The following is a 19,394-nucleotide window of genomic DNA, read 5'->3' as shown; positions in this document are numbered from 1 at the left end:
TGGATTGCTTTAATGCTTTTGCGTCACAGTTCGAATAGGGAAATCCACTAGCTACTTTTCGGACGCGCGCCTGATTCACCCACTACCTGGGGCGACATACATTTCAATCCAGAAAACAGAAAGCGGCTTCGTCAAACCGGAACGAAACTCATTCGGCCCGGAATTCTCAACCGAAGGAAATAGGGGGTGAAGCGATGTTGAAAGCACTCTTGCTGCTCATTGGAACGAGCGCGGCGCTTGGCGCCGGGGTGGCGCAGGCCGGTACCGGGCCACGAGACATCTACACGGACGGCAGCACTGTCATGGGGCCACGGGACCCATATGGCGACGGAAGCAAGAAATTTGATGTCTACGTGGATGGAACGAGAGTCGTGGACAGGCGAGACGTCTTCACCGACGGATCGCGTGTGGTGGACAAGCGGGATACTTTCACCGACGGCGCTTGAATCAGCCGCCACGATGGCAATTCTGGAGCGCCCTGTGCAAGGGTCCTACAGACGAGGCCATCAAGGCTTAAAACCAGCAACGACCCCGAGCAGCGCCTCGGGGTCGTTTATTTTGGACGCCGGGCGAAGAGCCGGGTCCACCATTGCACACGAAATGATGCCGAATTCGACAGATCCTCACTGATCAATCGAGCGACCTCAGTTATATTAAAAACTCACATTCCGGCGCGCTCGGATTTACGCGAATGCATGGCTGGAGCCAGAATATATATTAAATAAATATCCTGCCAAAACGTTGCCGGATGCCGGCAACAGGATAGCCAGGCAAGGCATGCTTTGGCGTAGTCACCAGGGGCCGTGAGATTATCGCTGGTCGGCCACGTGTCCTTGCTTCATAATCGCGAGCATCGACAATGGAAGGAGACCTCATGAGAGCGATTCTGATGATCCTGGCCGGCTGCTCGCTACTGTTAAGCGGCTGCGTGGTGGCGCCGCCTTACGAAGAGCACGGCGGCGGCCCTGGCTGTCCGCCAGGGCAGGCAAAGAAAGGGAACTGCCGCGTCGACCAGTACGGTAATGAATCGTTCTGTCCGCCAGGCAAGGCCAAGAAAGGCCAATGCTGAGGCGCGACGGCGTCAGACATGCCCCAGTAACTGCAACGATGGACTGAACTCCGCCTCGGCAAGCGCGCAGTCATCGGCCGCAAGCAAATGACGCCGCCCCTTTTCGGGGGCGGCCGTGTTCCGGGTGGGCGCGGGGCGCGCGACATTCGATGCCGGAAGTTGCATTAGCCTCGCGCCTTCATCGAACGCCTTAACCGTGGTGCTCGTCGTGGTGCTCGTCGTGGTGATCGTAGTGCTGATTATCGTAATGATGATTATGGTGGTGATGATGACGATTCCACTCGTCGCGGGCCCACCAGCGGCGACCATCCCAATAGCGGTCGCCATGCCAGCCGACGACTACGCGCGGCTCGGCCACGACCACGGGTGCGGGCTGCGGGGCGGGCTGGACGTAGACAGGGCCACCTTCGACATAGTCACGCGCCAGCGTGGCTGTCGAGGCCGCTGTGGCGAGCAGGCCAACGGCGAGGCAAGTTGCGTAGCGTAGGGACATGATTTACCTCTTTGAAAGTCGTACCAGATACCTTCAATCTACTGCGGCGAACATGCGCGGTGGCTGCTGCGCAGGCTGAAAGGCTTGTCCGTTCTTGTCCCACATCGGAAGTAGCCAGTGGTGCTGCTGGTGCGCGGCGCTCACTTTGCCCACTCACCCGTTCGAGCGCATGACTTCTGCCGCACGCGTACGCGGCTACATCGCCTCCGCAGGCAACACACTCCAGCCAGACGCACCGCTCGACGTCGTTCTGCGCAGGCTGCTGAGGACGCCGTTCTCGTCAAACTCGAACAGCACGGTCGACGACCGGACTTCGCCACCGGCAAAGAGCGGACCAATGAACGGGATGAAGCTTTCAGGGTGCGGCCTGGAAGTCGCGAATGAATAGATCAGGACGGTGGATCCGCTCTTCATCGTGACCTGGGAGGTTGGTGTCCCGAGCTGTGTGGTGACATCGTCGATGGTGGAGAAACCGGGCAGGAAGTTAGACATCTGCTCGGGTCTGACGTCGACGCCGGTCGATGCGCAGGCGGCCAACATGATGCAAAGCACGATCGGTGCGTGTCTGGGCCACATGTTGTCAATGCCACACTTTCCGTGCCGTGACGGAGAAACAAGGGCCATGACGCCTGTCGGCCCCGTTTATCAAGGATATAACGTTTAGCCGCCGACCATCATCCTGACGGCTCAGTTCAATCTTTGTCGTCCCCTGCATTTCTCGTACGCCTCAGCCGCCCCTTACTCCAGTGGCAGTTCCTTTCGTATTGCGAGTTCCGCAAAGCCGGAGCGAGCGTCGTACTCGCGCGAGAAACGATGTTCAGGAAGAATCGCCAGCAGTATCTCGGCGGTCGTGCGGACCAGGCAACCATGTGCCACGTGGCCACCGAACACCCGACCGCGTGAATCGGCGACCGACATGTGAAGGTGCGCGCCATCCGCCGACAGTGTCCCCGCGAGCGTCAGTATTTCCAGATCGTCGCGCAGTTCGGCGGGACTCTCGTTTCCGGCGAATCGCAACCGGGCGACGCTGAGACTGCCGATACCCTGCATCACGAATGCCGCCGATACTTGGCGCTGGCGCACCATGTCTTCCAGTGCGCCACGCAGATCATCGCCGGGACAGAGGCGCAACGGATGTGCTCGCATTGTGGTTTCCAGGTGGAAGGTTCGATGACCGGAACATGACGGAAAAGTGCAGGCCGCGCTCCTGTTGCGGGCAGCGCCGAGTGCTGTCTGGCGCCTTTGCCGCATCCGGCGTCTGGCGCCTAGACTGGAGCTTGTACGGACCGGGTCGCCTCACCCATCTTAGGTCACGTAAGCGGCACCGGAAGGTGACGAATCGACTCATGCGGCATCGTCGGTGCTTTCGCGATTCGATATGGAGCCAATAACATGAAATATCCGTTCATCGTCGCTATCACCACTGCCGCGCTCGCCGGCTGCGTCACATCTCCCTACACCCCACCCCCAACGCAAGACACGCGCGCCATCGGCGAAAGCAAGCTGGCGCCCAAGGACGCCGCCCAGTGTATCGGCCAGAAGTGGGCGCAAAGTACCCAGCAGCAAGTGTGGATGCAATACATGCTGGCCAATGACCAGGCCTTCGATGTTTATGTTCCGGGGCAACAGCCGCCAAGCGGCTCCGCTGCCGTCGTGCGCAAGTCGCCCACGGGAGCCGGCTCATGGCTGGGGTTCCGTGGGGCTGACAGTGGTGCCGCGGGTGCGATCAGCCAGTGCCAGTGATGCACGGCTACAATTTCGAGTCGTCTTCAAGACTTGATCCGCGCATGGACAACGTGCCCATGCGCACTGCCGGAGGAGATATTGAACAGGAAATGGATGGCCGCAGCGATCGCCGTGATCGCGATTGGTGCAGCCACAAGCTACGCGAGCCCCTATTGGACCATCTACCAGATGCGCTCCGCCATCGAAACGCATGACGCGGAGAAGTTCTCGCGATACGCTGACTATCCCGCGCTGCGCGAAAACCTGAAGGGCCAGCTCCAGTCTTCGCTCAAGGGCCAGATGCAATCGCCGGCGTTGAAGGACAACCCGTTTGCCGGACTCGGGCAGATGATCGGCCTCGCCATGGTGAACACGATCGTGGATACCATGGTGTCGCCGGCCGGTGTCATGGCGCTGATGGCCGGCGAGAAGCCGGCAACCGGGAGCCCGGCACCGCAATCGCCGGCGCCCGCACCGGAAGCGCCCCGCAAGCAAGCAGCAAAGGACGCCTTGAAGTACGACGTGTCGTATCGAAGCTGGACGCTGGTTCAGGCCACGGCCACGAAGGACAGCGGCGACCAGATCATTGCCGATCTGCGGCGCGACGGGCTCTGGTCGTGGAAGTGGGCCGGCATCAAGATTCCCGATCTGGCGAAGCCATAGCAGGTCGAATCCTCCATCGCGGCGCAAGCCAGCGAGGCCCTGAAAGCGCGCAGGCCTTACCTCATCAGCGGGCCGGCGCCGGCGTCGGCGGCGCACAGCACTGCTGCGCATCGATCTTGCGATTCCGGCAGGCGGGCAACCCCGGCGGATTCTTGCACAACAGCGCGTTGGCAGGGCGCGCATACCTGAACTGCTGGTCGATCATGCATAGCTGGGCCGCGGCAATGTCGTTGAGCAGCATGGTGTGGATGGGCTCGATCACCGTGGTGTAGCCGCATGCCAGCATGGCGTGCTTGACGCCTTCGGTATCGGTGCCAGGACGGCGCCAGTAGGTGTACGCGGGCGCGCGCGGCGGGCGGCGATGGAGCCGTGCAGGGTCGATGTCAGGGTCGGAGCCGAACGTCTTGCCTCGCGGCACATTGGCGCAGGCCGGCAACTCCGGCATGTCGGCGCAGAGGATCCGGCGGTCCTGATAAAGGAAGCCCTTGTCGACCATGCACAACTGCGCACGAGCGTAATCATTGTTCGTCATCACGGTACCGTCGACATAGGCCGAATCGACAAAGCCGCAATCGAGCATGGCACTGCGTACGCCTTGCTCGCTGACGCCTGCCTTGGCCCAAAGCTTGTATGCCGGCGGGGACGGCTGGAAGGGTCGCGTGGTGCAGGCTGCTGTCAGGCTAAGTAAAACGGTGGCCAGCGCGCGCAGCAGGCGTGGATGGCGGCGAGTAAAGGCGTTCGACATATCGGTGGGCGACAGCGTCCTGCGGCAGGACTGGCGTACCAGCGTTTGGAGCCACGTGAACATCGGCTGGCGGTCGGGAGTCGCATCGCGGAAAGGGTGCCACTTTAATGCAATCTGCACCGCTTGTCGGAAAAAGAACTCGGGATCAACCCCGGTGCGGCACCGCTTCGGCCGCCAGCGCCGCGCATTCATGTCCGAACAGCCGGTTCTGGATGTCGCTGTTCAGCATTCCCTCCGCATGCACACGCTGCAAGATGTCGACCAGTGCCCCGACACCGGCTTTGGGCGTCCATTGTTCGCGAACGGCACAGACAATGCCGGCCGCGGTGGCGGTTTCAAGGCCCTGCAGAACCGCAAAGCGCGACTGGAAGTAATCTGTCCTCGTGATGGCCTGGTCGACAAAGCCCATCGCATCCGTGTTTTCGATGACTTTGCATTGCAGTGAGAAGTTTTCGATCCTGTGGAACCGGACTGCCTCGGCCTGACCGTAGATCTGGCTGAGAATGGGGTACAGCGACAGATCCCAGAGCTGGCCCGGCAGCACCATGTCGTACCGGGCGATATCGGACGCCACCGGCGCTTCCAGCTCCAGCAGCGGATGGCCGCGCCGCACGAATATCGATGCCGAGATCGTAGCGATGTATTCGAGCTTGAAGCGGGCCTTGTCCCCGAACGCCGACTCGAGTCCGATGGCAACATCGACGTCGCCCTGGTCAAGAAGTTGCACGCCGCGTTCTTTCGTTCCTGACGTAATGTCGAGCAGCAGCCGCGGATGACGCTGCACCAGTACCTCGAGCGGCTTTGCCAACATCCACTCGAACGTCGTCGGAAAGATCCCGATGCGCAGGCTCCCGCTGAACGGGTCGGTGCGCAGCGCCCCGCTCAGCAGTTCATCGGTATCCGCAATCAGCCGTGAGGCGCGCTCCAGGAACGCGCGCCCTTCGCTGGTCGGCACCACGCCGCGCGAGGTCCGGATGAAGATCGGAAAGCCGAGGCGCCGCTCCAGCTCGGCGACGCTCTTGGTGACGGCCGACTGGGTCACATTGACCGCTTCCGCTGCCTTCGAGAAGGAGCCGAACCTGCCAACGGCGACGGCCTGCTTCAGACGAGCATCCATTTGCAACCTCTCCCATGCCGGCCGGATTTCAATGATTGTGATTTTGCCACGGACGCGGTGAACAGCCCTGTCAACCGGATCCGTGCGGGGCAGGGCCGGCGCGCCGCCGCCCGTTCCGGCGAGGTATGACTTTGAGGAATACGGCGGAAAAAGTTGAATTGGACAGTGCCGACGCGAGGATGCGAGCATAAAAAACCAAACGACACGCATGGTCCCCGCACTGGGAGCCAGTCGCGCAGAAAGAAGGAGACAACAAGATGGACAACTACGACGCCATTGTGGTGGGAGCCGGATTCTCCGGCCTGTATATGCTGCATCGCCTGCGTGAAGCAGGCCTGTCGGCACGGGTCTACGAGGCCGGTGACAACGTCGGCGGCGTCTGGTACTGGAACCGCTATCCGGGCGCCAGGTGCGATGTCGAGAGCATCTACTACAACTTTACGTTCTCGAAGGAGTTGCTCGCCGAGTGGACCTGGACGAGCCGGTATGCCGAACAGCCCGAGATCCTTGCCTACCTGAACCACGTGGCGGACCGTTTCGATCTGCGCCGCGATATCGAGTTCAGCACGCGCGTCGTCTCGGCACACTTCGACGCCAGCGCCGGCAAGTGGCGGGTGCAGACTGACGATGGCCGCGTGGCCACGGCCAAGTATTTCATCTCGGGCGTGGGTTGCCTGTCCACATCGAGCACACCGCGCTTCAAGGGCCTGGACAGCTTCCGTGGCGAGCAGTACCACACGGGAACGTGGCCGCATGAGCCGGTCAGCTTCGCCGGCAAGCGGGTCGGCGTGATCGGCACCGGATCGAGCGGCATTCAGGCCATCCCGCAAATCGCCGCGCAGGCCACGCAACTGTTCGTGTTTCAGCGTACCGCGCAATACAGCACGCCAGCGGCCAACCGGCCCCATGACAGCGAATACGTGTCGCAGGTCAAAGCGAACTATCCCGCGCTCAGGCAGCAGGTCCTGAAGTCCTGGGGCGGCACGACGACGCGGCCGCGCCCGGATCGATCGACGTTCGAGGATACCGAAGCCCAGCGCCAGCAGCGCTATGAGGCGGCCTGGACCGAAGGCGGCTGGATGCATGGCCTGTACAAGGATCTCGTCACCGACGCGAGCGCCAACGAGACCGTGTGCGAATTCATCCGCGACAAGATCCGCACGGTCGTGAAGGATCCGGAAATCGCCGCAAAGCTCACGCCGACCTATCTGTACGGCGTGAAGCGCCCGGTCATGGATACCGGCTACTTCGAAACCTACAACCGCGACAACGTGACGCTGGTCGACGTGAAGGCCGCGCCCATCGTCGAATTCACGCCGACGGGCCTGCGTACCGCCGACGCCGAGTATCCGCTCGACGTCATCGTCTTCGCCACCGGCTACGACGCCATGACGGGCGCACTGTTCCGGATCGACATCCGCGGCAAGGACGGCATGACGCTGCGCGAGAAGTGGGCGGAAGGCGAGCGCATCCGGACCTATCTGGGCCTGGCGACCGCCGGCTTCCCGAACATGTTCATGATCACCGGCCCGGAAAGCCCGTCGGTGCTGTCCAACATGGTGTGGTCGATCGAGCAGCACGTCGAGTGGATCGATGCCTGCATTCGCCAGATGGAGCAGAACGGTACCGCTGTCATCGAAGCGAAGCCGCAGGCCGAAGAGGCATGGAGCCGGCACTGCCATGAAGTCGCCGATGCCACACTCTTCCCAAAGGGCGAGTCCTGGTACAACGGCTCGAACGTCGAAGGCAAGAAGATGAGCTTCCCGATCTACCTGGCCGGCATCAGCGTCTATCGCGAGCTGTGCGATCGCGTGGCGGCGAACGGGTACGACGGCTTCCTGCAGGCCTGAACCGGGCCACAACAACTACGACGGAGACAAGAGACCATGGCGCTCGACGAGCAGGCCCGCTACATCCTTGACATGATTGCGTCGGCAGGACGGCCGCCATTGCATACCTGCACGCCGGAGCAGGCGCGGCAGTCGTTCGATTTCCGGCCACTGGCCGGCGTGCCGGACGCCGTCGCTCAGATCGAGGAAGTCACGATTCCCGGCCCCGCCGGCGATATCCGCGTCCGCATCTATACCCCCGACGGTGAAGGCCCGTTTCCGGCGCTGGTGTATTGCCACGGTGGTGGCTGGGTCGTCGGTGACCTCGACACGGTAGATGTGCCATGCCGTCGCCTCGCTACCCGCGCGTCTTGCGTGGTCGTGTCGGTCGACTACCGGCTGGCACCCGAACACCGGTTTCCCGCCGCCACTGAGGACGCCTACGCCGCGTTCCAGTGGCTGGTGAGCAATGCGCGCGCGCTGCAGGTCGACGCCACACGTATCGCCGTGGGTGGCGACAGCGCCGGTGGCAACCTCGCTGCAGTCGTCGCGTTGATGGCGCGCGACCGCGCCGCGCCGCAGCCGTGCTTCCAGGTGCTGCTCTACCCGGTGACCGACGGCACGCTCGACACGCCGTCGTACCGCGAGAACGCCGAGGGCTACCTGCTCACGCGCGACAGCATGGTCTGGTTCTGGAACCACTACGTGGGCGATGCCGACCGCACGCATCCCTACGCCTCGCCATTGCGCGCCGATCATCATCGCGGCCTGCCGCCGGCCTTCGTGGTCACGGCGGAGTTCGATCCGCTGCGCGACGAGGGCGAGGCCTACGCGCGCCGGCTTGCAGAGGCCGGCACGCCGGTGGAATGCAAGCGGTACGACGGCACCATCCACGGCTTCTGCTGGATGCCGGGCGTACTCGACAAGGGCCGGCAGGCACTCGACGACACGGCAGCCGCACTCGCGGCGGCGTTCCAGAGCGACAACCGATAAGAGGTACTGACATGCGACTGCAAGGCAAGGTTGCGATTCTCACCGGTGCTGCGGGCGGTATCGGCCGCGCTACCGCGCTTGGTTTCGCGCGCGAAGGCGCGAGCATTGTGGTGACCGACATCAACCGCGACGGCGCGCAGGAAGTCGCCGACACGATCAACGCAGCCGGCGGGCGTGCCATGGCACTGGCGCACGACGTGGGCTGCGAAACGCAGTGGACGCGAGTTGTCGACGCTGCGGTCGAGGCATTCGGCACGGTCGACGTTCTTTTCAACAATGCGGGCATCTTCGTGCTCAAGCCGCTTGCCGAAACGACGCTGGACGAGTGGAACCGCCTCATGGCGATCAACGTCACGGGCGTGTTCCTTGGCATGAAGCACGTGATGCCGCTGATGGCGCGCGCCGGGAAGGGCTCGGTCATCAACGTGTCTTCGGTCGCCGGCCTGGTCGGCTCGCCGCGGTCCACGATGTACAGCGCCAGCAAGGGTGCCGTGCGTGCCATGACGAAGGGCGCAGCACTGGAGTATGCGGCGAAGGGCGTGAGGGTCAATTCGATCCATCCCGGCCTTATCGATACGGCCATGGCCGACTACGCTTCGGGCACGGCGGGACGCAGCAAGCAGGATCTGGGCCAGGTCATGTCGCCGATGGGCCGACTGGGCACGGCCGATGAAGTCGGCGGCCTCGCTCTGTTCCTCGCTTCGGACGAGTCGTCCTACATGAACGGCGCGGAGTTGGTGCTGGACGGCGGATTCACGGCGGCCTAGTCGGCAACCACAGACTGAATGGAGTACATCGACATGAAGCTCAAGGACAAGGTCGCCATCGTAACGGGCGGTGCCAGCGGTATTGGCGAGGCAACGGTTCGGCTGTTCGCTTCCCAAGGTGCCAGCGTCGTCATTGCCGACCGCTCGGCACTCGGCGAGAAGCTCGCGCGTGAACTGAGCGAAAGCGGCTTGGCCGCGCACTACAGCGAAGTCGATGTGTCGCGCGAGGACGACACGCGCAGGCTCATCGATGACACCGTGAGCCGCTTCGGGCGGCTCGACATCATGGTCGCCAATGCCGGCATTGCGCATCCGTCTGCACCAGTCGAGGATGTCAGTGTCGAGCAATGGCAGCAGATGATCGACGTCAACCTGACCGGCGTCTTCCTGAGCAACAAGCTTGCCATTGTGCAGATGAAGAAGCAGGGCACCGGCGGCGCGATCGTCAACATGGCATCGATACTCGGGCATGTCGGGATGCCGGGCGCGGCGTCCTACAACGCGGCAAAGGGCGGCGTGGTCAACCTCACGCGCTCTCTCGGCGTCTCGCATGCACAGGACGGCATACGCGTCAACGCGGTATGTCCGGGTTTCGTGGCAACACCGCTGATCGAACGTGCCACTGAGGAAGCCCGTGCGCGCCTGGTGGCGGCGCATCCGATTGGCCGCCTGGGTCACGCCGGTGAGGTCGCGAAGGCCGTGCTGTTTCTCGCGAGCGACGATGCATCGTTCATCGTCGGTACGAGCCTGATGGTCGATGGAGGGTATTGCGCGCAATGAGAAGCCTATCGATGAAGACCTTGCGTACGACGGCAATTTCGAGTGCGGCACTGATCGTGCTTGGGGCCTGTACGGCGTCCTCCGTGCCGCAGGGCAATGCAGGCGAGCCGTCCGTCCAACAGGCCGCCGCGCTGACGGATCAGCAGATCAGCGACGCCTACCTTTACCTGCTGGGCCGCGTGCTGGTCCTGCGCCAGCAGCGGCTCGACTTCGAGCGCGAGGGATTTCAGTGGAATCACCTTGTTTACCGCGAGCCGGGTGGCGTGACGTGGGCGAATCCGAACCTGGACGTCGCGTATTCGGAAGCATGGGTGGCGGTTGACGAAAAGACGTGCGTGCGGCTCGATATGCCGAAGGTAAGCGGGCGCTATTACACGTGGCAGATGCTCAATGGCTGGGGCGAGACCGCCGTCAATATCAACGAGCGCACGTATCCCACGCATCCCGACGGCAGCTATGCCTTTTGTCTCAAGGGCGCTGCCGTCAGCGTGCCGGCGGGCCTGCAGCGTATCGACCTGCCGGGAAAGACGTTCCGCGTGCTGGCGCGTATCGAGCTGGGCGCGGACCCAGCCGCTGCTGCGCGCCTTCAGCGGCAGTTCACGCTGACGCCACTGGGACAGCCGAAGACCGATCCGCCGACCGAGGTGCCGGTCTTCACTAACAAGAGCCTGCCCGGTGCCGAGGTATTCGACTGGACCGACGCAATCCTGCGCGGCGAGCCCGATATCAATCCGGGCATGGCGCCGATCCGCGCGCAGGTTGCCTCCGTTGCCGCCCTGGCAAGATCTGGTGCTGAGGGACGGGCACGCGTCGAACGCACGGTCCGCGAGCAGGCCTGGCAGGCGCTCCAGGCTCAAATCCGAGACTTCGGCACCATCCGCAACGGCTGGGTGCGGCCGTCGATTGTCGGCAACTACGGCGACGACTACAAGACACGGACGGCCGTGAACCTGGTCGGCATCTGGGCGAACAACAGTGCCGAGGTGACCTACTTCGGCAACCGCGGGCTCGATGGCGGGCAGGCGTATTCCCAGACGTTCCCGGCCGCAGCGCTGCCGTCAAAGCATGCACGGTACTTCTGGTCGGTCATAGCGGTCGATGCGCAGGACTTCAAGGTCATTCCGAATCCGATCAGCCGCTTCCTGCTCAACAAGGAGTCGGCGCTGAAGTACAACGCGGACGGTTCGCTGACGATCGTCTACGCCCCCACGCTGCCGTCAGGTACGCCGCGATCGAACTGGCTGCCGACTCCCGCCGGGAGCCGCTACAACCTGACGTTCCGGTACTACGGCCCGGATGCCGAGGTCGCGAACGGCAATGCCTATCCACCGGCGCTTGTCCGGATTGACTAGCCAGGGCAGAGGAAGAAGGGCGCTTGCGGCGCATCGGATAAACCGTCCGAAAGGAGAAAAGATGAAGCAACGATTCCGCGGCGTGGTCGCTTCCACGCTGATCGGTGCGGCCGCATTGACGGCCCACGCACAGTCCGCGGCGCCAGTGGCGGTCACGGTCGACAACTTCGCGCGTGCCGAATCGGACCGCTACTTCGATCGCGTGGTGAAGCGCGGTGCCCTCGGCCGCTTCATGCACGCGCGAACCGTGATGCCGGTCGAGGCGCAGACCGTGGTGCGCGGGAATCGTGACACGCTTTACTCCAGCGCGGTATTCGATCTGGATGCCGGACCTGTCACGGTGTCGATGCCCGATGCAGGGCACCGCTACATGTCCATGTCGGTGTTCAACGAAGATCACTACGTTGCGGCAGTGCACTACGGTGCCGGGCGCTACGTGCTGACGAAGGAAAACGTCGGCACGCGCTATGCGCTGGTTGGTGTGCGCACGATGGTGGATCCCCGCAGCGCCGACGATGTACGGCTTGCGCACGCGATGCAGGACGCCATTGCCGTCAGCCAGCCCGGTGGCCCTGGCCGCTTCGAGATCCCCGCGTGGAACATGGCCAGCCAGGATGCCCTTCGACATGCGCTGGTGACGCTCGGCGCCACCGTACCCGATTCTCGCGGCATGTTCGGCGCGCCCGGCAAGGTGGATCCCGTGCGCCATCTGGTGGGCAGCGCGATTGCCTGGGGCGGCATACCGGAACGCGACGCGTTCTACCTGATCGTCAATCCCGCGCGCAACGACGGCAAGACCGGTTATCGCCTGGACGTCCCCCGCGTACCGGTGGACGGGTTCTGGTCAATCAGCGTTTACAACGCGGCAGGGTACTTCGAGCCCAATGCGCAGCAGGCGTACACCATCAACAACCTGACGGCGAAGGCAGGGCCAGACGGCGCGGTGTCGATCCGCTTCGGCAATTGCGCACCGGATACTCCGAACTGTTTGCCCACGATGCCGGGATGGAACTACATGGTGCGCTTCTACTTGCCGCATGCGGAGATCCTCGACGGCCGCTGGAAGTTTCCGCAGGCACAAGCCGCGTTCTGAACTGGCGGCAGCGTGCGCACACCACCAGTTAGCACACGCTAATGCAGATGCCGCAGCTTGTCCGGATTGCGCATGACATAGATGGCCGTGATCTTGCCGTCCTCGATGTCGAGCGCGGTCGTCTGGAGTTCGCCATCGGCCTCGAGCGTGACGATGCCGGGCAGCCCGTTGATAAATCCCGCGCGCACGAACGTGGAGCCGTTCTTGAGGAAGTACGCCGACAGGGTTTCATGCAGCTTCATCACATCGTCGAAGCCGAACACCGGCTGTCCGACTGCCGACCGCTTGCCGCCGCCGTCGGCATGCAGGCTCACATCAGCGGCCAGCATGGCGCCTAGCGCGCTCATGTCGCCGCTGCGCGACGCGTCGAAGAACGCCTTTGCCAGTTCGATGCCGCGCTGCTTTTCGACCTGGAAGCGCGGACGTGATTCGCGCACATGGGTACGCGCGCGCGCTGCTAACTGCCGGCACGCGGCCGGCTCGCGCTGGATCGTCGCCGCGATCTCGTCGAACTCCAAACCGAATACGTCATGCAGCAGGAACGCCGCACGTTCGAGCGGCGACAGGCGTTCGAGCGCGAGCATCAGTGGCAGCGTGACGTCCTCCTGCTCGTCTTCCTCGACGACAGGGTCGGGCAGCCACGGGCCGATGTAGGTTTCGCGCTGGTGGCGCGCGGACTTCAGCTGGTCCAGGCACATCCGCATGACCATGCGGCGCAGGAACGCTTCGGGCACGCGCACCTCGGTGCGCTCGGCGTTCACCCAGCGGATGAACGCGTCCTGCACGATATCCTCGGCATCGGCGACCGAGCCGAGCATGCGGTACCCGACCCGGATCAGCGTGCGCCGCAGCGGCTCGAAACTTGCCGCGGCGTCGGCGAGATTGGCGTCGGTCATCAGGCGACTGCCTTGGCTGCCGATTTGGCCGCTGCCGGGTCGACCCACATGCCGAAGCCGACCGCAAGGCGGTTCCACCCGTTGATGACGTTGATCATGAGCGTGAGCTTCACCTGCTCCTCCTTCGAGAAATGTTCGTCGAGTGCGGCGCGGGCGCGGTCGAGCGCATGGCCTTCCGACAGCCGCGTCAGCGCATCGGTCCAGCCAAGTGCTGCGCGTTCGCGCTCGGTATAGCACGGTGCTTCGCGCCACGCGGACAGCAGATAGAGACGCTGCTCGGTCTCGCCTTTCGCGCGGGCGTCGACAGTGTGCATGTTAATGCAGTTCGCGCACCCGTTTATCTGGGAAGCGCGGACTTCAACGAGCGACACGAGGCTCGGTTCAAGGCTGCCCGCTACGGCGAGTGACGTGCCCATCCAGGATTTCATCTGGGCGGGGGCGGCGGTGAACGGGTCGAAACTGGCGGTCATGGTGGTATCTCCGTTTGGTCAGGGTTACGACGACATGACGAGTCAGGGCCCCCTGCATGTGACATCGGCGGGAGATTTTTTTGGAGATTCCGCAGAACCCGCTCCGACGGGGGCTGTCGCCCAAGATGCCCCGCCCGCGAGGCCTGCCATATTTCCCACGTAGAATCTCCCTGCCGCCGCCCATGTACCGGCGGCGCAATGTCTTTACATTTGGGATGCACGTCGATCTTCTCACCCTTTACTTTCTGGCAATCGGAACACTCCTCGCTAGCGCCGGAATGATGTTCTGGGAGCGCAGGGCCAATCCCGGGCGCAGCAGGTCATTGCGGATCCTTGCAACGGGGTTCACGACGCTCGCCGCAGGGTGCGCGGTGGTGCTGGTTCGCCGCAGTTTGCCCGAGGTGCTCGGTTTAGCCGTCGCCAATCTCGTCATGCTCAGCGGCTACCTGCTTGTCCTCGGTGGCGTCGCCTCGTTGCGCGGGCGGCGCTACCGTGCCGCCTCATCCGGCTTGCTGGTGGCCATGGCACTCGTGTGGATCGTTGCGGGTGCGCGTTGGAAGGACATCATCTGGAGCTACATCAGCGCATTCCCGCTGGCGGTCGTGAGCGCCGCGACGGCGTGGGAAATGCTGCGCTGTGAGGCGATGAAGTCGCTGCATGCGCGGTATGTTGTCGTGGCGGTGACCGGCGTGCACGCCGTGCTTTACACGGGCCGGTCGTTCGTGTTGCCCTGGCTTGTGGGGGCGTACGGGCCTTCCGTCAGCGCGATCGCGAGCAATGTCACGCTCTACGAGGGCGTGCTGTACTCGGTGCTGCTGCCGATGGCCCTGATCAGGCTGATTCGCGAGGAAACCCACAGCCAGCTCCTGCTCGAATCGCAGACCGACTACCTGACCCGTCTCGGCAATCGGCGGTGGTTCTTCGAACAGGGCAGCCGCATCCTCGACGGTGGCGCAAGCGGCCCGGTTTCCGTGCTCGCGTTCGATCTCGACCATTTCAAGGCCATCAACGACCTGTACGGCCACCAGACCGGCGACAAGGTGCTGAAGTCATTCGCCGAGACTGCCCGCAGCGTAGTCGGCGCCGACGCGATTCTCGCCCGTATCGGCGGCGAAGAGTTTGCCGCGGTGCTGTCTGGCCATGACGCAGCGCGCGCCCAGTCACTGGGCGAGAGCGTCGCCAGGCTTTTTGCCGAGACGACTTCGAGCCGTACCGACAGTCTTGGCGTGCCGGCGACGGTCAGCATTGGGCTGGCGCATTTCGAGGACGAGGTGCCCGCGCTGGTGGAAGGATTGGCTGCGGCGGATCAGGCGCTGTATCGCGCGAAGTCGCTGGGCGGCAATCGACTTGAGCTGGCGCAGCCGAAGCTCCATCCCTTTTCCTGAAGGACGCAGCGCGATGATGACTGCCGACAGCGGCGCGCCAACTATCTGCCGGCGGCCGCTGCGCTGGCAACGCTAGTCCAATTCCTTGCCCTCAGTTTCAGGCATGAACAGCGCCAGCAGCACCGTCGCCAGCATGAATGCGTTGATCATCGTCGTCGTCGTGTTGAAGGACCATCCACGGACCAGCAGCATGCCGATCAGGCTGGGTGCCGCAATATTGGCGACGCGCTGCGCGAACACCGCCCAGCTGTAGCCGAGCGTGCGCAACCGAGTGGAATACAGTTCACCGATCCACGTATCCCACACGCCCCACGCGCCCATGCTGAAGAAGGCCAGCGCGAAGTTGCCCGCGTACAGCATTTCCATGGTTTGCGCATTCGCGAACACGTAGCCGGCAATCACGGACATGCCGACGAAGCCGACAATCACGCGCTTGCGGCCGAATTTTCCGGTCAGGAAGGACGCTGCAATGTAGCCGGGGATCATGCAGATTGCCGAGATCGCGATGAAGCCGTAGCTCTGCGGCAGGTTCAGGCCGCGCTGCTGCAACAGCGTTGGCAGCCAGGTCTGCAGGCCCCAGTAGCCCCACGAGAACGTGAAGTTGACTGCGATTTGCAGCAGCGTGATGCGCAGCGCCGACCCGGAGAACAACTCGCGGTGCGTGCCACCGTGAGCGCCTTTTTCCACGTGCAGCCGCGTCGAGGGCGGCACGATCACGGCGCCGCGGCTCAGCCTGCCGATCACGGCCTTTGCCTCGTCGTCGCGGCCAACCGCGGCCAGCCAGTACGGAGATTCCTCCACCCACCGCGCCACGACGAACGCCCATACCGCTGCAAGCGAACTCACCGCGATGATGCCGCGCCAGCCCCACGGCAGCAGCCACATCGATACGCCCAGCGCCATCAGCATCCCGACGGGCCAGCCCGATGCCAGGTACACGGTACAGGTACCCCGTACCTTCACCGGCAGTAGTTCCTCGAAATGGGCAAACGTCACCACCATCATGCCGACGGCCGCGATGCCTGAGAGCAGGCGCAGCGCGTACAGCATGCCGTAGCTCGTGGCCATGGCGCTGGCAACGGAAATCAGCCCGTAGAGCACGAGGCTCAGAATGATGGCGCGTTTGCGGCCAATCCGATCCGAGATCTTGCCCCACCACAGCGAGCCGATCAGCATGCCGACAAAGATCGCGCCGATCAGGTTGCCAAGCGCCGCGGCGTCGAGCTGGAACTCCTTGCCGATCAGCTGCGCGGTGTAGACGATGATCATCATCTCCCACGCCTCGATGGCAAAGACCATGAACAGCGCGAGGCAACTCTTCAGGTGTTCGCGGGTCAGTGGAAATTGTTCGAACAGCTTGCCGACGGCAATGGAGTCCGTTGTGTGTGTAGCTGGAACTGTGCGGTGCGACGGCGCATTGCGCACCGCGTCCGCCACGCTTGGCGATAGATCGCTCATGGGGATGTCTCCTCTTTCTCTTTGCTTGTGGGATCAGGCTCGCACGACATGGGCGACCGGCACCGGTCCCTTGAACAGCCAGAACGCCCCGGCAATTGGCTGTTCGCACGCGGGTGACCCGGTGGGATTGAGACTGCGCACCGAGACCGGTACATCAACGGCCTGTGCAGGTTGGTTTGTCTTCATGCGTTGGTGCCTCGGTCAGAAGCTCTTTACGAGCGCCATGGTCAGGGAATTCGCGTGCGGCAGGTTCGCCGAGTGGTAGTAGCCGAAATTCACGTTGGCCGCGATCACCACGCCATACTTCGACAGCCCCGTGTACGTCAGAGACGGACCGATCTTGCCTTCGCGCGATTCGGCAAAATCAGTCGCGCTGTGGTTGAAGATGCTGTAGATGTGGTGGACACCCAGCCACAGCGACGGCGTGACCTGGTAACCGGCGGCGATATCCGCGAACCACAGGCTCAGGCCTCCGCGCAGTCTGCGCAAGTCGCCATTGCCCATGTCTGTTGCGTTGCGTGCACGGTCCGCGTAGTACAGCCCCACCGGCGTGAATGTCATGCCCCACTTGCCGACCTGCACATAGTTCGCGATGCTGAAACTGTATGCATAGCGGTTGCCACCCGCCCCGAATCCCGATACGTCCTTGTTCCCGTTGGGGAACTCGATCATCAGCGTCGGGCTGGTCCAGAACGTGGTGTAGTTGGGCGAGCCATACTCCCCCTTCGGTTCCACGACGTTGTAGTAGTACTCGAGGCCGATGTTCGGCGATGCAATGCCCGCTGCGGTATCGGAGCCGCCGACGGGCGTGGCATAGCCCGGAATGGCGCCTGCCCAGACTTCGATCTGGTCGCGCGTAGTTCCGGTGAAACCGGTCTTGGAGAAGTACGCAAGGACGGTATTGGCGCCGGCGCGGACATTGCCGCCGGCACTGCGGTTGATGACGGGAAACGCCTCGACGGCCCACGATCCCGGGGTGCCGGGCTGGCCGAAGCCGATGAACTGGTCGGCATGGGCAGTGGCCGAAATGCCCGACGTCAGGACGAGCGCGGCCGACGCGCAAATGCGCGGCAAATAAGATGCCTTCAAGATCTCTCTCTCAGTGGTAGGAAAGCGCTGCGGCATGCGGATTGGCCGGGCGGCCGCAGGATGCTGCGACGAACGGAATGACTACGGCATGGCCGCCTCGACCTCGGCCACCGTCTTCGGGATGTGCGGGCCGAGCACGCGCGCGCTCTTTCCGCCGACATGCACCACATCCTCGACGCGCATGCCGCCGAAATCGCGGTAGGCGTCGAAGCGCGCGTAACAGATGTGTGCGGCGTGCCGTTGCTCGGCGCGCCAGCAGTCGATCAGGGCCGGCATGAAATAGATGCCCGGCTCGATCGTCATGACCATGCCTTCGCGCAGGCGCTTGCCCATGCGCAGGTAGCGCAGCCCGAACTGGCCGCTGCGCGATACTTCGTCGTCGTAGCCGACGTGGTCTTCGCCCAGCGCCTCCATGTCATGGACATCAAGGCCGAGCTGGTGACCCAGCCCATGCGGAAAGCAAATGGCATGGGCGCCGGCCGCGACGATCTCCTCCGGATCGCCGCGAAAGAAGCCCATCTCGCACATGCCGCGCACGATCGCCGCGCTGACCGCCTTGTGCAGGTCGAGATAGCGCAAGCCGGGACGCATGGCGGCGATACCGGCAAGCTGGGCCGCCAGCAGCAGTTCGTACAGTTCGCGCTGCCTGGCGCTGAAGCGGCCGCCAACAGGCAGCGTGCGCGTGACATCGCTGGCGTAGTCCATGGCGCTGCAGGCGCCCGCGTCGTTGATGACGAGGTCGCCCGCCGCAAGCTGCATGTCATAGACCTGCGCATGCAGCCCTTCCTTGCGCCGCGTGAAGATGGGTGCATAGGCTTCCTGCACGTCGTGGCATTGCGCAATGCGGCGCATCTCCGCGACCACCTCGCGCTCGACCACGCCGGGGCGGCTCATGCGCATGGCGGCAAGGTGCATGGCGTGCGTCACGGTGAGTGCCTTCTCGACTTCGGATACCTCGCCCGCGCTCTTGATCTCGCGCAGTGCGACCACTGCGCGGATCAGTGCGACGGACGACTTTGCCGCGACGGATGCCGCCGGCAGCTCAAGCCATCGGGCGAGATCGAGCGTCGTTTGGTGCCGGTAAGAAGGCAGGTAGTGCACGGTGCGCCCCTGACTGCGGGCAGTGCTGATCACGGCTTCGATCTCCGACAACGGCCGTACACTGGCAATGCCCGCACGTTCGGCCTGCGCATGGAGGCGAGGCTGTGCACCGAGCCACAGCTCATCGTCAGCGGTGGCGTCGTCGCCGAACAGCGTTTCCGCACCGCTATCGGCATCGATCAATGCGGCCAGGCCGGGGCGGCGAATGCCGAACAGGTAGGTGAAGGTCGAGTCTTGCCTGAACGGATACGGGTTATGCGCGAAGTTGATGGCGCAGTGGTCATTGCCGGGAAATAGCAGCAGACCCGTGCCGACGCGCTCGCGCAGCTGGCGACGGCGTGCCTGGTAGACGCCCTTGTCAAACATGGG

General features: G+C 63.5%; 22 protein-coding genes. 11 read left to right on the top strand and 11 right to left on the bottom strand.

What is annotated here, in order from left to right; all coding sequences use genetic code 11:
* The first annotated feature begins 194 nt into the window (after nt 1-194).
* Entirely contained in the window at nt 195-446 is a 252-nt protein-coding gene (locus K2O51_RS06385; RefSeq protein WP_011301561.1) for a hypothetical protein, read from the top strand.
* Nucleotides 447-874: 428 nt separating this feature from the next.
* Entirely contained in the window at nt 875-1,069 is a 195-nt protein-coding gene (locus K2O51_RS06380; protein WP_041680329.1) for a hypothetical protein, read from the top strand.
* Nucleotides 1,070-1,259: 190 nt separating this feature from the next.
* On the opposite strand, the gene K2O51_RS06375 is transcribed toward K2O51_RS06380, so the two are convergent.
* From K2O51_RS06375 to K2O51_RS06365, 3 genes are all read right to left on the bottom strand, one after another.
* Nucleotides 1,260-1,565 carry a hypothetical protein gene (locus K2O51_RS06375; protein ID WP_084791980.1) on the bottom strand — a complete coding sequence of 102 codons (306 nt, stop codon included), beginning with the start codon at nt 1,563-1,565 and terminating at the stop codon, nt 1,260-1,262.
* Between the two features lie 192 nt (nt 1,566-1,757).
* A complete protein-coding gene (locus K2O51_RS06370) occupies nt 1,758-2,138 on the bottom strand; it encodes a hypothetical protein (RefSeq protein ID WP_041680330.1) in 381 nt (126 codons plus the stop codon).
* 162 nt (nt 2,139-2,300) lie between these two features.
* Nucleotides 2,301-2,708: a PPC domain-containing DNA-binding protein gene (locus K2O51_RS06365; RefSeq protein ID WP_011301564.1), complete on the bottom strand. Its 408-nt coding sequence runs from the start codon at nt 2,706-2,708 to the stop codon at nt 2,301-2,303.
* Between the two features lie 246 nt (nt 2,709-2,954).
* Between K2O51_RS06365 and K2O51_RS06360 the strand changes: the two genes are divergently transcribed.
* Both K2O51_RS06360 and K2O51_RS06355 read left to right on the top strand, forming a co-directional pair.
* Entirely contained in the window at nt 2,955-3,305 is a 351-nt protein-coding gene (locus K2O51_RS06360) for a hypothetical protein (protein ID WP_011301565.1), read from the top strand.
* A 96-nt stretch (nt 3,306-3,401) separates the two neighbouring features.
* Nucleotides 3,402-3,950 carry a DUF2939 domain-containing protein gene (locus K2O51_RS06355; RefSeq protein ID WP_220629964.1) on the top strand — a complete coding sequence of 183 codons (549 nt, stop codon included), beginning with the start codon at nt 3,402-3,404 and terminating at the stop codon, nt 3,948-3,950.
* Nucleotides 3,951-4,014: 64 nt separating this feature from the next.
* Here K2O51_RS06355 and K2O51_RS06350 read toward each other — a convergent pair whose 3' ends face one another.
* Together K2O51_RS06350 and K2O51_RS06345 are read right to left on the bottom strand one after the other, a co-directional pair.
* Nucleotides 4,015-4,758, bottom strand: a complete 744-nt coding sequence (locus K2O51_RS06350; protein WP_245001778.1) for a hypothetical protein — start codon at nt 4,756-4,758, stop codon at nt 4,015-4,017.
* Nucleotides 4,759-4,840: 82 nt separating this feature from the next.
* The gene (locus K2O51_RS06345) at nt 4,841-6,022 is read right to left on the bottom strand and encodes a LysR family transcriptional regulator (RefSeq protein ID WP_220629963.1); all 1,182 of its coding nucleotides are present in this window, start codon (nt 6,020-6,022) and stop codon (nt 4,841-4,843) included.
* 47 nt (nt 6,023-6,069) lie between these two features.
* Here K2O51_RS06345 and K2O51_RS06340 point away from each other — a divergent pair, with 47 nt between their 5' ends.
* The 6 genes from K2O51_RS06340 (at nt 6,070) to K2O51_RS06315 (ending at nt 12,626) form a co-directional block, all read left to right on the top strand.
* A complete protein-coding gene (locus tag K2O51_RS06340; RefSeq protein ID WP_220629962.1) occupies nt 6,070-7,662 on the top strand; it encodes a flavin-containing monooxygenase in 1,593 nt (530 codons plus the stop codon).
* Between the two features lie 36 nt (nt 7,663-7,698).
* A complete protein-coding gene (locus K2O51_RS06335; protein WP_220629961.1) occupies nt 7,699-8,634 on the top strand; it encodes an alpha/beta hydrolase in 936 nt (311 codons plus the stop codon).
* 11 nt (nt 8,635-8,645) lie between these two features.
* A complete protein-coding gene (locus tag K2O51_RS06330; RefSeq protein ID WP_011301571.1) occupies nt 8,646-9,401 on the top strand; it encodes an SDR family NAD(P)-dependent oxidoreductase in 756 nt (251 codons plus the stop codon).
* An 18-nt stretch (nt 9,402-9,419) separates the two neighbouring features.
* A complete protein-coding gene (locus K2O51_RS06325) occupies nt 9,420-10,181 on the top strand; it encodes an SDR family NAD(P)-dependent oxidoreductase (RefSeq protein WP_220629960.1) in 762 nt (253 codons plus the stop codon).
* 11 nt (nt 10,182-10,192) lie between these two features.
* A complete protein-coding gene (locus tag K2O51_RS06320; RefSeq protein ID WP_245001777.1) occupies nt 10,193-11,533 on the top strand; it encodes a DUF1214 domain-containing protein in 1,341 nt (446 codons plus the stop codon).
* A gap of 61 nt (nt 11,534-11,594) precedes the next feature.
* On the top strand, nt 11,595-12,626 hold the full coding sequence (locus K2O51_RS06315; RefSeq protein WP_245001776.1) for a DUF1254 domain-containing protein: 1,032 nt from the start codon (nt 11,595-11,597) through the stop codon (nt 12,624-12,626).
* A 38-nt stretch (nt 12,627-12,664) separates the two neighbouring features.
* On the opposite strand, the gene K2O51_RS06310 is transcribed toward K2O51_RS06315, so the two are convergent.
* Both K2O51_RS06310 and K2O51_RS06305 read right to left on the bottom strand, forming a co-directional pair.
* Complete coding sequence (locus tag K2O51_RS06310) at nt 12,665-13,522, bottom strand: sigma-70 family RNA polymerase sigma factor (RefSeq protein ID WP_220629957.1); 858 nt, start codon at nt 13,520-13,522, stop codon at nt 12,665-12,667.
* Nucleotides 13,522-13,992, bottom strand: coding sequence for a carboxymuconolactone decarboxylase family protein (locus K2O51_RS06305; protein ID WP_220629956.1), 471 nt, complete (start codon nt 13,990-13,992; stop codon nt 13,522-13,524). The genes K2O51_RS06310 and K2O51_RS06305 overlap by 1 nt, the downstream gene beginning before the upstream one ends.
* 215 nt (nt 13,993-14,207) lie before the next feature.
* Here K2O51_RS06305 and K2O51_RS06300 point away from each other — a divergent pair, with 215 nt between their 5' ends.
* Complete coding sequence (locus K2O51_RS06300) at nt 14,208-15,377, top strand: GGDEF domain-containing protein (protein WP_220630665.1); 1,170 nt, start codon at nt 14,208-14,210, stop codon at nt 15,375-15,377.
* 72 nt (nt 15,378-15,449) lie between these two features.
* Here K2O51_RS06300 and K2O51_RS06295 read toward each other — a convergent pair whose 3' ends face one another.
* The 4 genes from K2O51_RS06295 to K2O51_RS06280 all read right to left on the bottom strand — a co-directional run bounded on the left by K2O51_RS06295 (nt 15,450) and on the right by K2O51_RS06280 (nt 19,391).
* Nucleotides 15,450-16,835 (bottom strand): MFS transporter, encoded by a 1,386-nt coding sequence (locus K2O51_RS06295; RefSeq protein WP_011301578.1) that lies wholly within the window; start codon nt 16,833-16,835, stop codon nt 15,450-15,452.
* A 33-nt stretch (nt 16,836-16,868) separates the two neighbouring features.
* Complete coding sequence (locus K2O51_RS06290; protein ID WP_181184497.1) at nt 16,869-17,021, bottom strand: hypothetical protein; 153 nt, start codon at nt 17,019-17,021, stop codon at nt 16,869-16,871.
* A 15-nt stretch (nt 17,022-17,036) separates the two neighbouring features.
* The gene (locus K2O51_RS06285; RefSeq protein ID WP_140951628.1) at nt 17,037-17,924 is read right to left on the bottom strand and encodes a hypothetical protein; all 888 of its coding nucleotides are present in this window, start codon (nt 17,922-17,924) and stop codon (nt 17,037-17,039) included.
* 81 nt (nt 17,925-18,005) lie between these two features.
* A complete protein-coding gene (locus K2O51_RS06280; protein ID WP_245001775.1) occupies nt 18,006-19,391 on the bottom strand; it encodes an aminopeptidase P family protein in 1,386 nt (461 codons plus the stop codon).
* Nucleotides 19,392-19,394: the final 3 nt, after the last annotated feature.

The organism is Cupriavidus pinatubonensis (genome assembly GCF_019602855.1).
Lineage (GTDB): Bacteria > Pseudomonadota > Gammaproteobacteria > Burkholderiales > Burkholderiaceae > Cupriavidus > Cupriavidus pinatubonensis.
The sequence above is the reverse complement of the archived record's forward strand: the minus strand, read 5'-3'. Positions and strand labels throughout refer to the sequence as shown.

Excerpts from the sequence above, each read along its gene's own strand:
- K2O51_RS06330 (WP_011301571.1), top strand. The coding sequence starts at position 8,646 with ATGCGACTGCAAGGCAAGGTTGCGATTCTCACCGGTGCTGCGGGCGGT.
- K2O51_RS06280 (WP_245001775.1), bottom strand. The coding sequence starts at position 19,391 with ATGTTTGACAAGGGCGTCTACCAGGCACGCCGTCGCCAGCTGCGCGAG.
- K2O51_RS06355 (WP_220629964.1), top strand. The coding sequence starts at position 3,402 with ATGGCCGCAGCGATCGCCGTGATCGCGATTGGTGCAGCCACAAGCTAC.
- K2O51_RS06305 (WP_220629956.1), bottom strand. The coding sequence starts at position 13,992 with ATGACCGCCAGTTTCGACCCGTTCACCGCCGCCCCCGCCCAGATGAAA.
- K2O51_RS06340 (WP_220629962.1), top strand. The coding sequence starts at position 6,070 with ATGGACAACTACGACGCCATTGTGGTGGGAGCCGGATTCTCCGGCCTG.
- K2O51_RS06365 (WP_011301564.1), bottom strand. The coding sequence starts at position 2,708 with ATGCGAGCACATCCGTTGCGCCTCTGTCCCGGCGATGATCTGCGTGGC.
- K2O51_RS06345 (WP_220629963.1), bottom strand. The coding sequence starts at position 6,022 with ATGCGTGTCGTTTGGTTTTTTATGCTCGCATCCTCGCGTCGGCACTGT.
- K2O51_RS06325 (WP_220629960.1), top strand. The coding sequence starts at position 9,420 with ATGGAGTACATCGACATGAAGCTCAAGGACAAGGTCGCCATCGTAACG.
- K2O51_RS06370 (WP_041680330.1), bottom strand. The coding sequence starts at position 2,138 with ATGTGGCCCAGACACGCACCGATCGTGCTTTGCATCATGTTGGCCGCC.
- K2O51_RS06360 (WP_011301565.1), top strand. The coding sequence starts at position 2,955 with ATGAAATATCCGTTCATCGTCGCTATCACCACTGCCGCGCTCGCCGGC.
- K2O51_RS06335 (WP_220629961.1), top strand. The coding sequence starts at position 7,699 with ATGGCGCTCGACGAGCAGGCCCGCTACATCCTTGACATGATTGCGTCG.
- K2O51_RS06320 (WP_245001777.1), top strand. The coding sequence starts at position 10,193 with ATGAAGACCTTGCGTACGACGGCAATTTCGAGTGCGGCACTGATCGTG.
- K2O51_RS06290 (WP_181184497.1), bottom strand. The coding sequence starts at position 17,021 with ATGAAGACAAACCAACCTGCACAGGCCGTTGATGTACCGGTCTCGGTG.
- K2O51_RS06295 (WP_011301578.1), bottom strand. The coding sequence starts at position 16,835 with ATGAGCGATCTATCGCCAAGCGTGGCGGACGCGGTGCGCAATGCGCCG.
- K2O51_RS06385 (WP_011301561.1), top strand. The coding sequence starts at position 195 with ATGTTGAAAGCACTCTTGCTGCTCATTGGAACGAGCGCGGCGCTTGGC.
- K2O51_RS06315 (WP_245001776.1), top strand. The coding sequence starts at position 11,595 with ATGAAGCAACGATTCCGCGGCGTGGTCGCTTCCACGCTGATCGGTGCG.
- K2O51_RS06300 (WP_220630665.1), top strand. The coding sequence starts at position 14,208 with ATGCACGTCGATCTTCTCACCCTTTACTTTCTGGCAATCGGAACACTC.
- K2O51_RS06310 (WP_220629957.1), bottom strand. The coding sequence starts at position 13,522 with ATGACCGACGCCAATCTCGCCGACGCCGCGGCAAGTTTCGAGCCGCTG.
- K2O51_RS06380 (WP_041680329.1), top strand. The coding sequence starts at position 875 with ATGAGAGCGATTCTGATGATCCTGGCCGGCTGCTCGCTACTGTTAAGC.
- K2O51_RS06350 (WP_245001778.1), bottom strand. The coding sequence starts at position 4,758 with ATGTTCACGTGGCTCCAAACGCTGGTACGCCAGTCCTGCCGCAGGACG.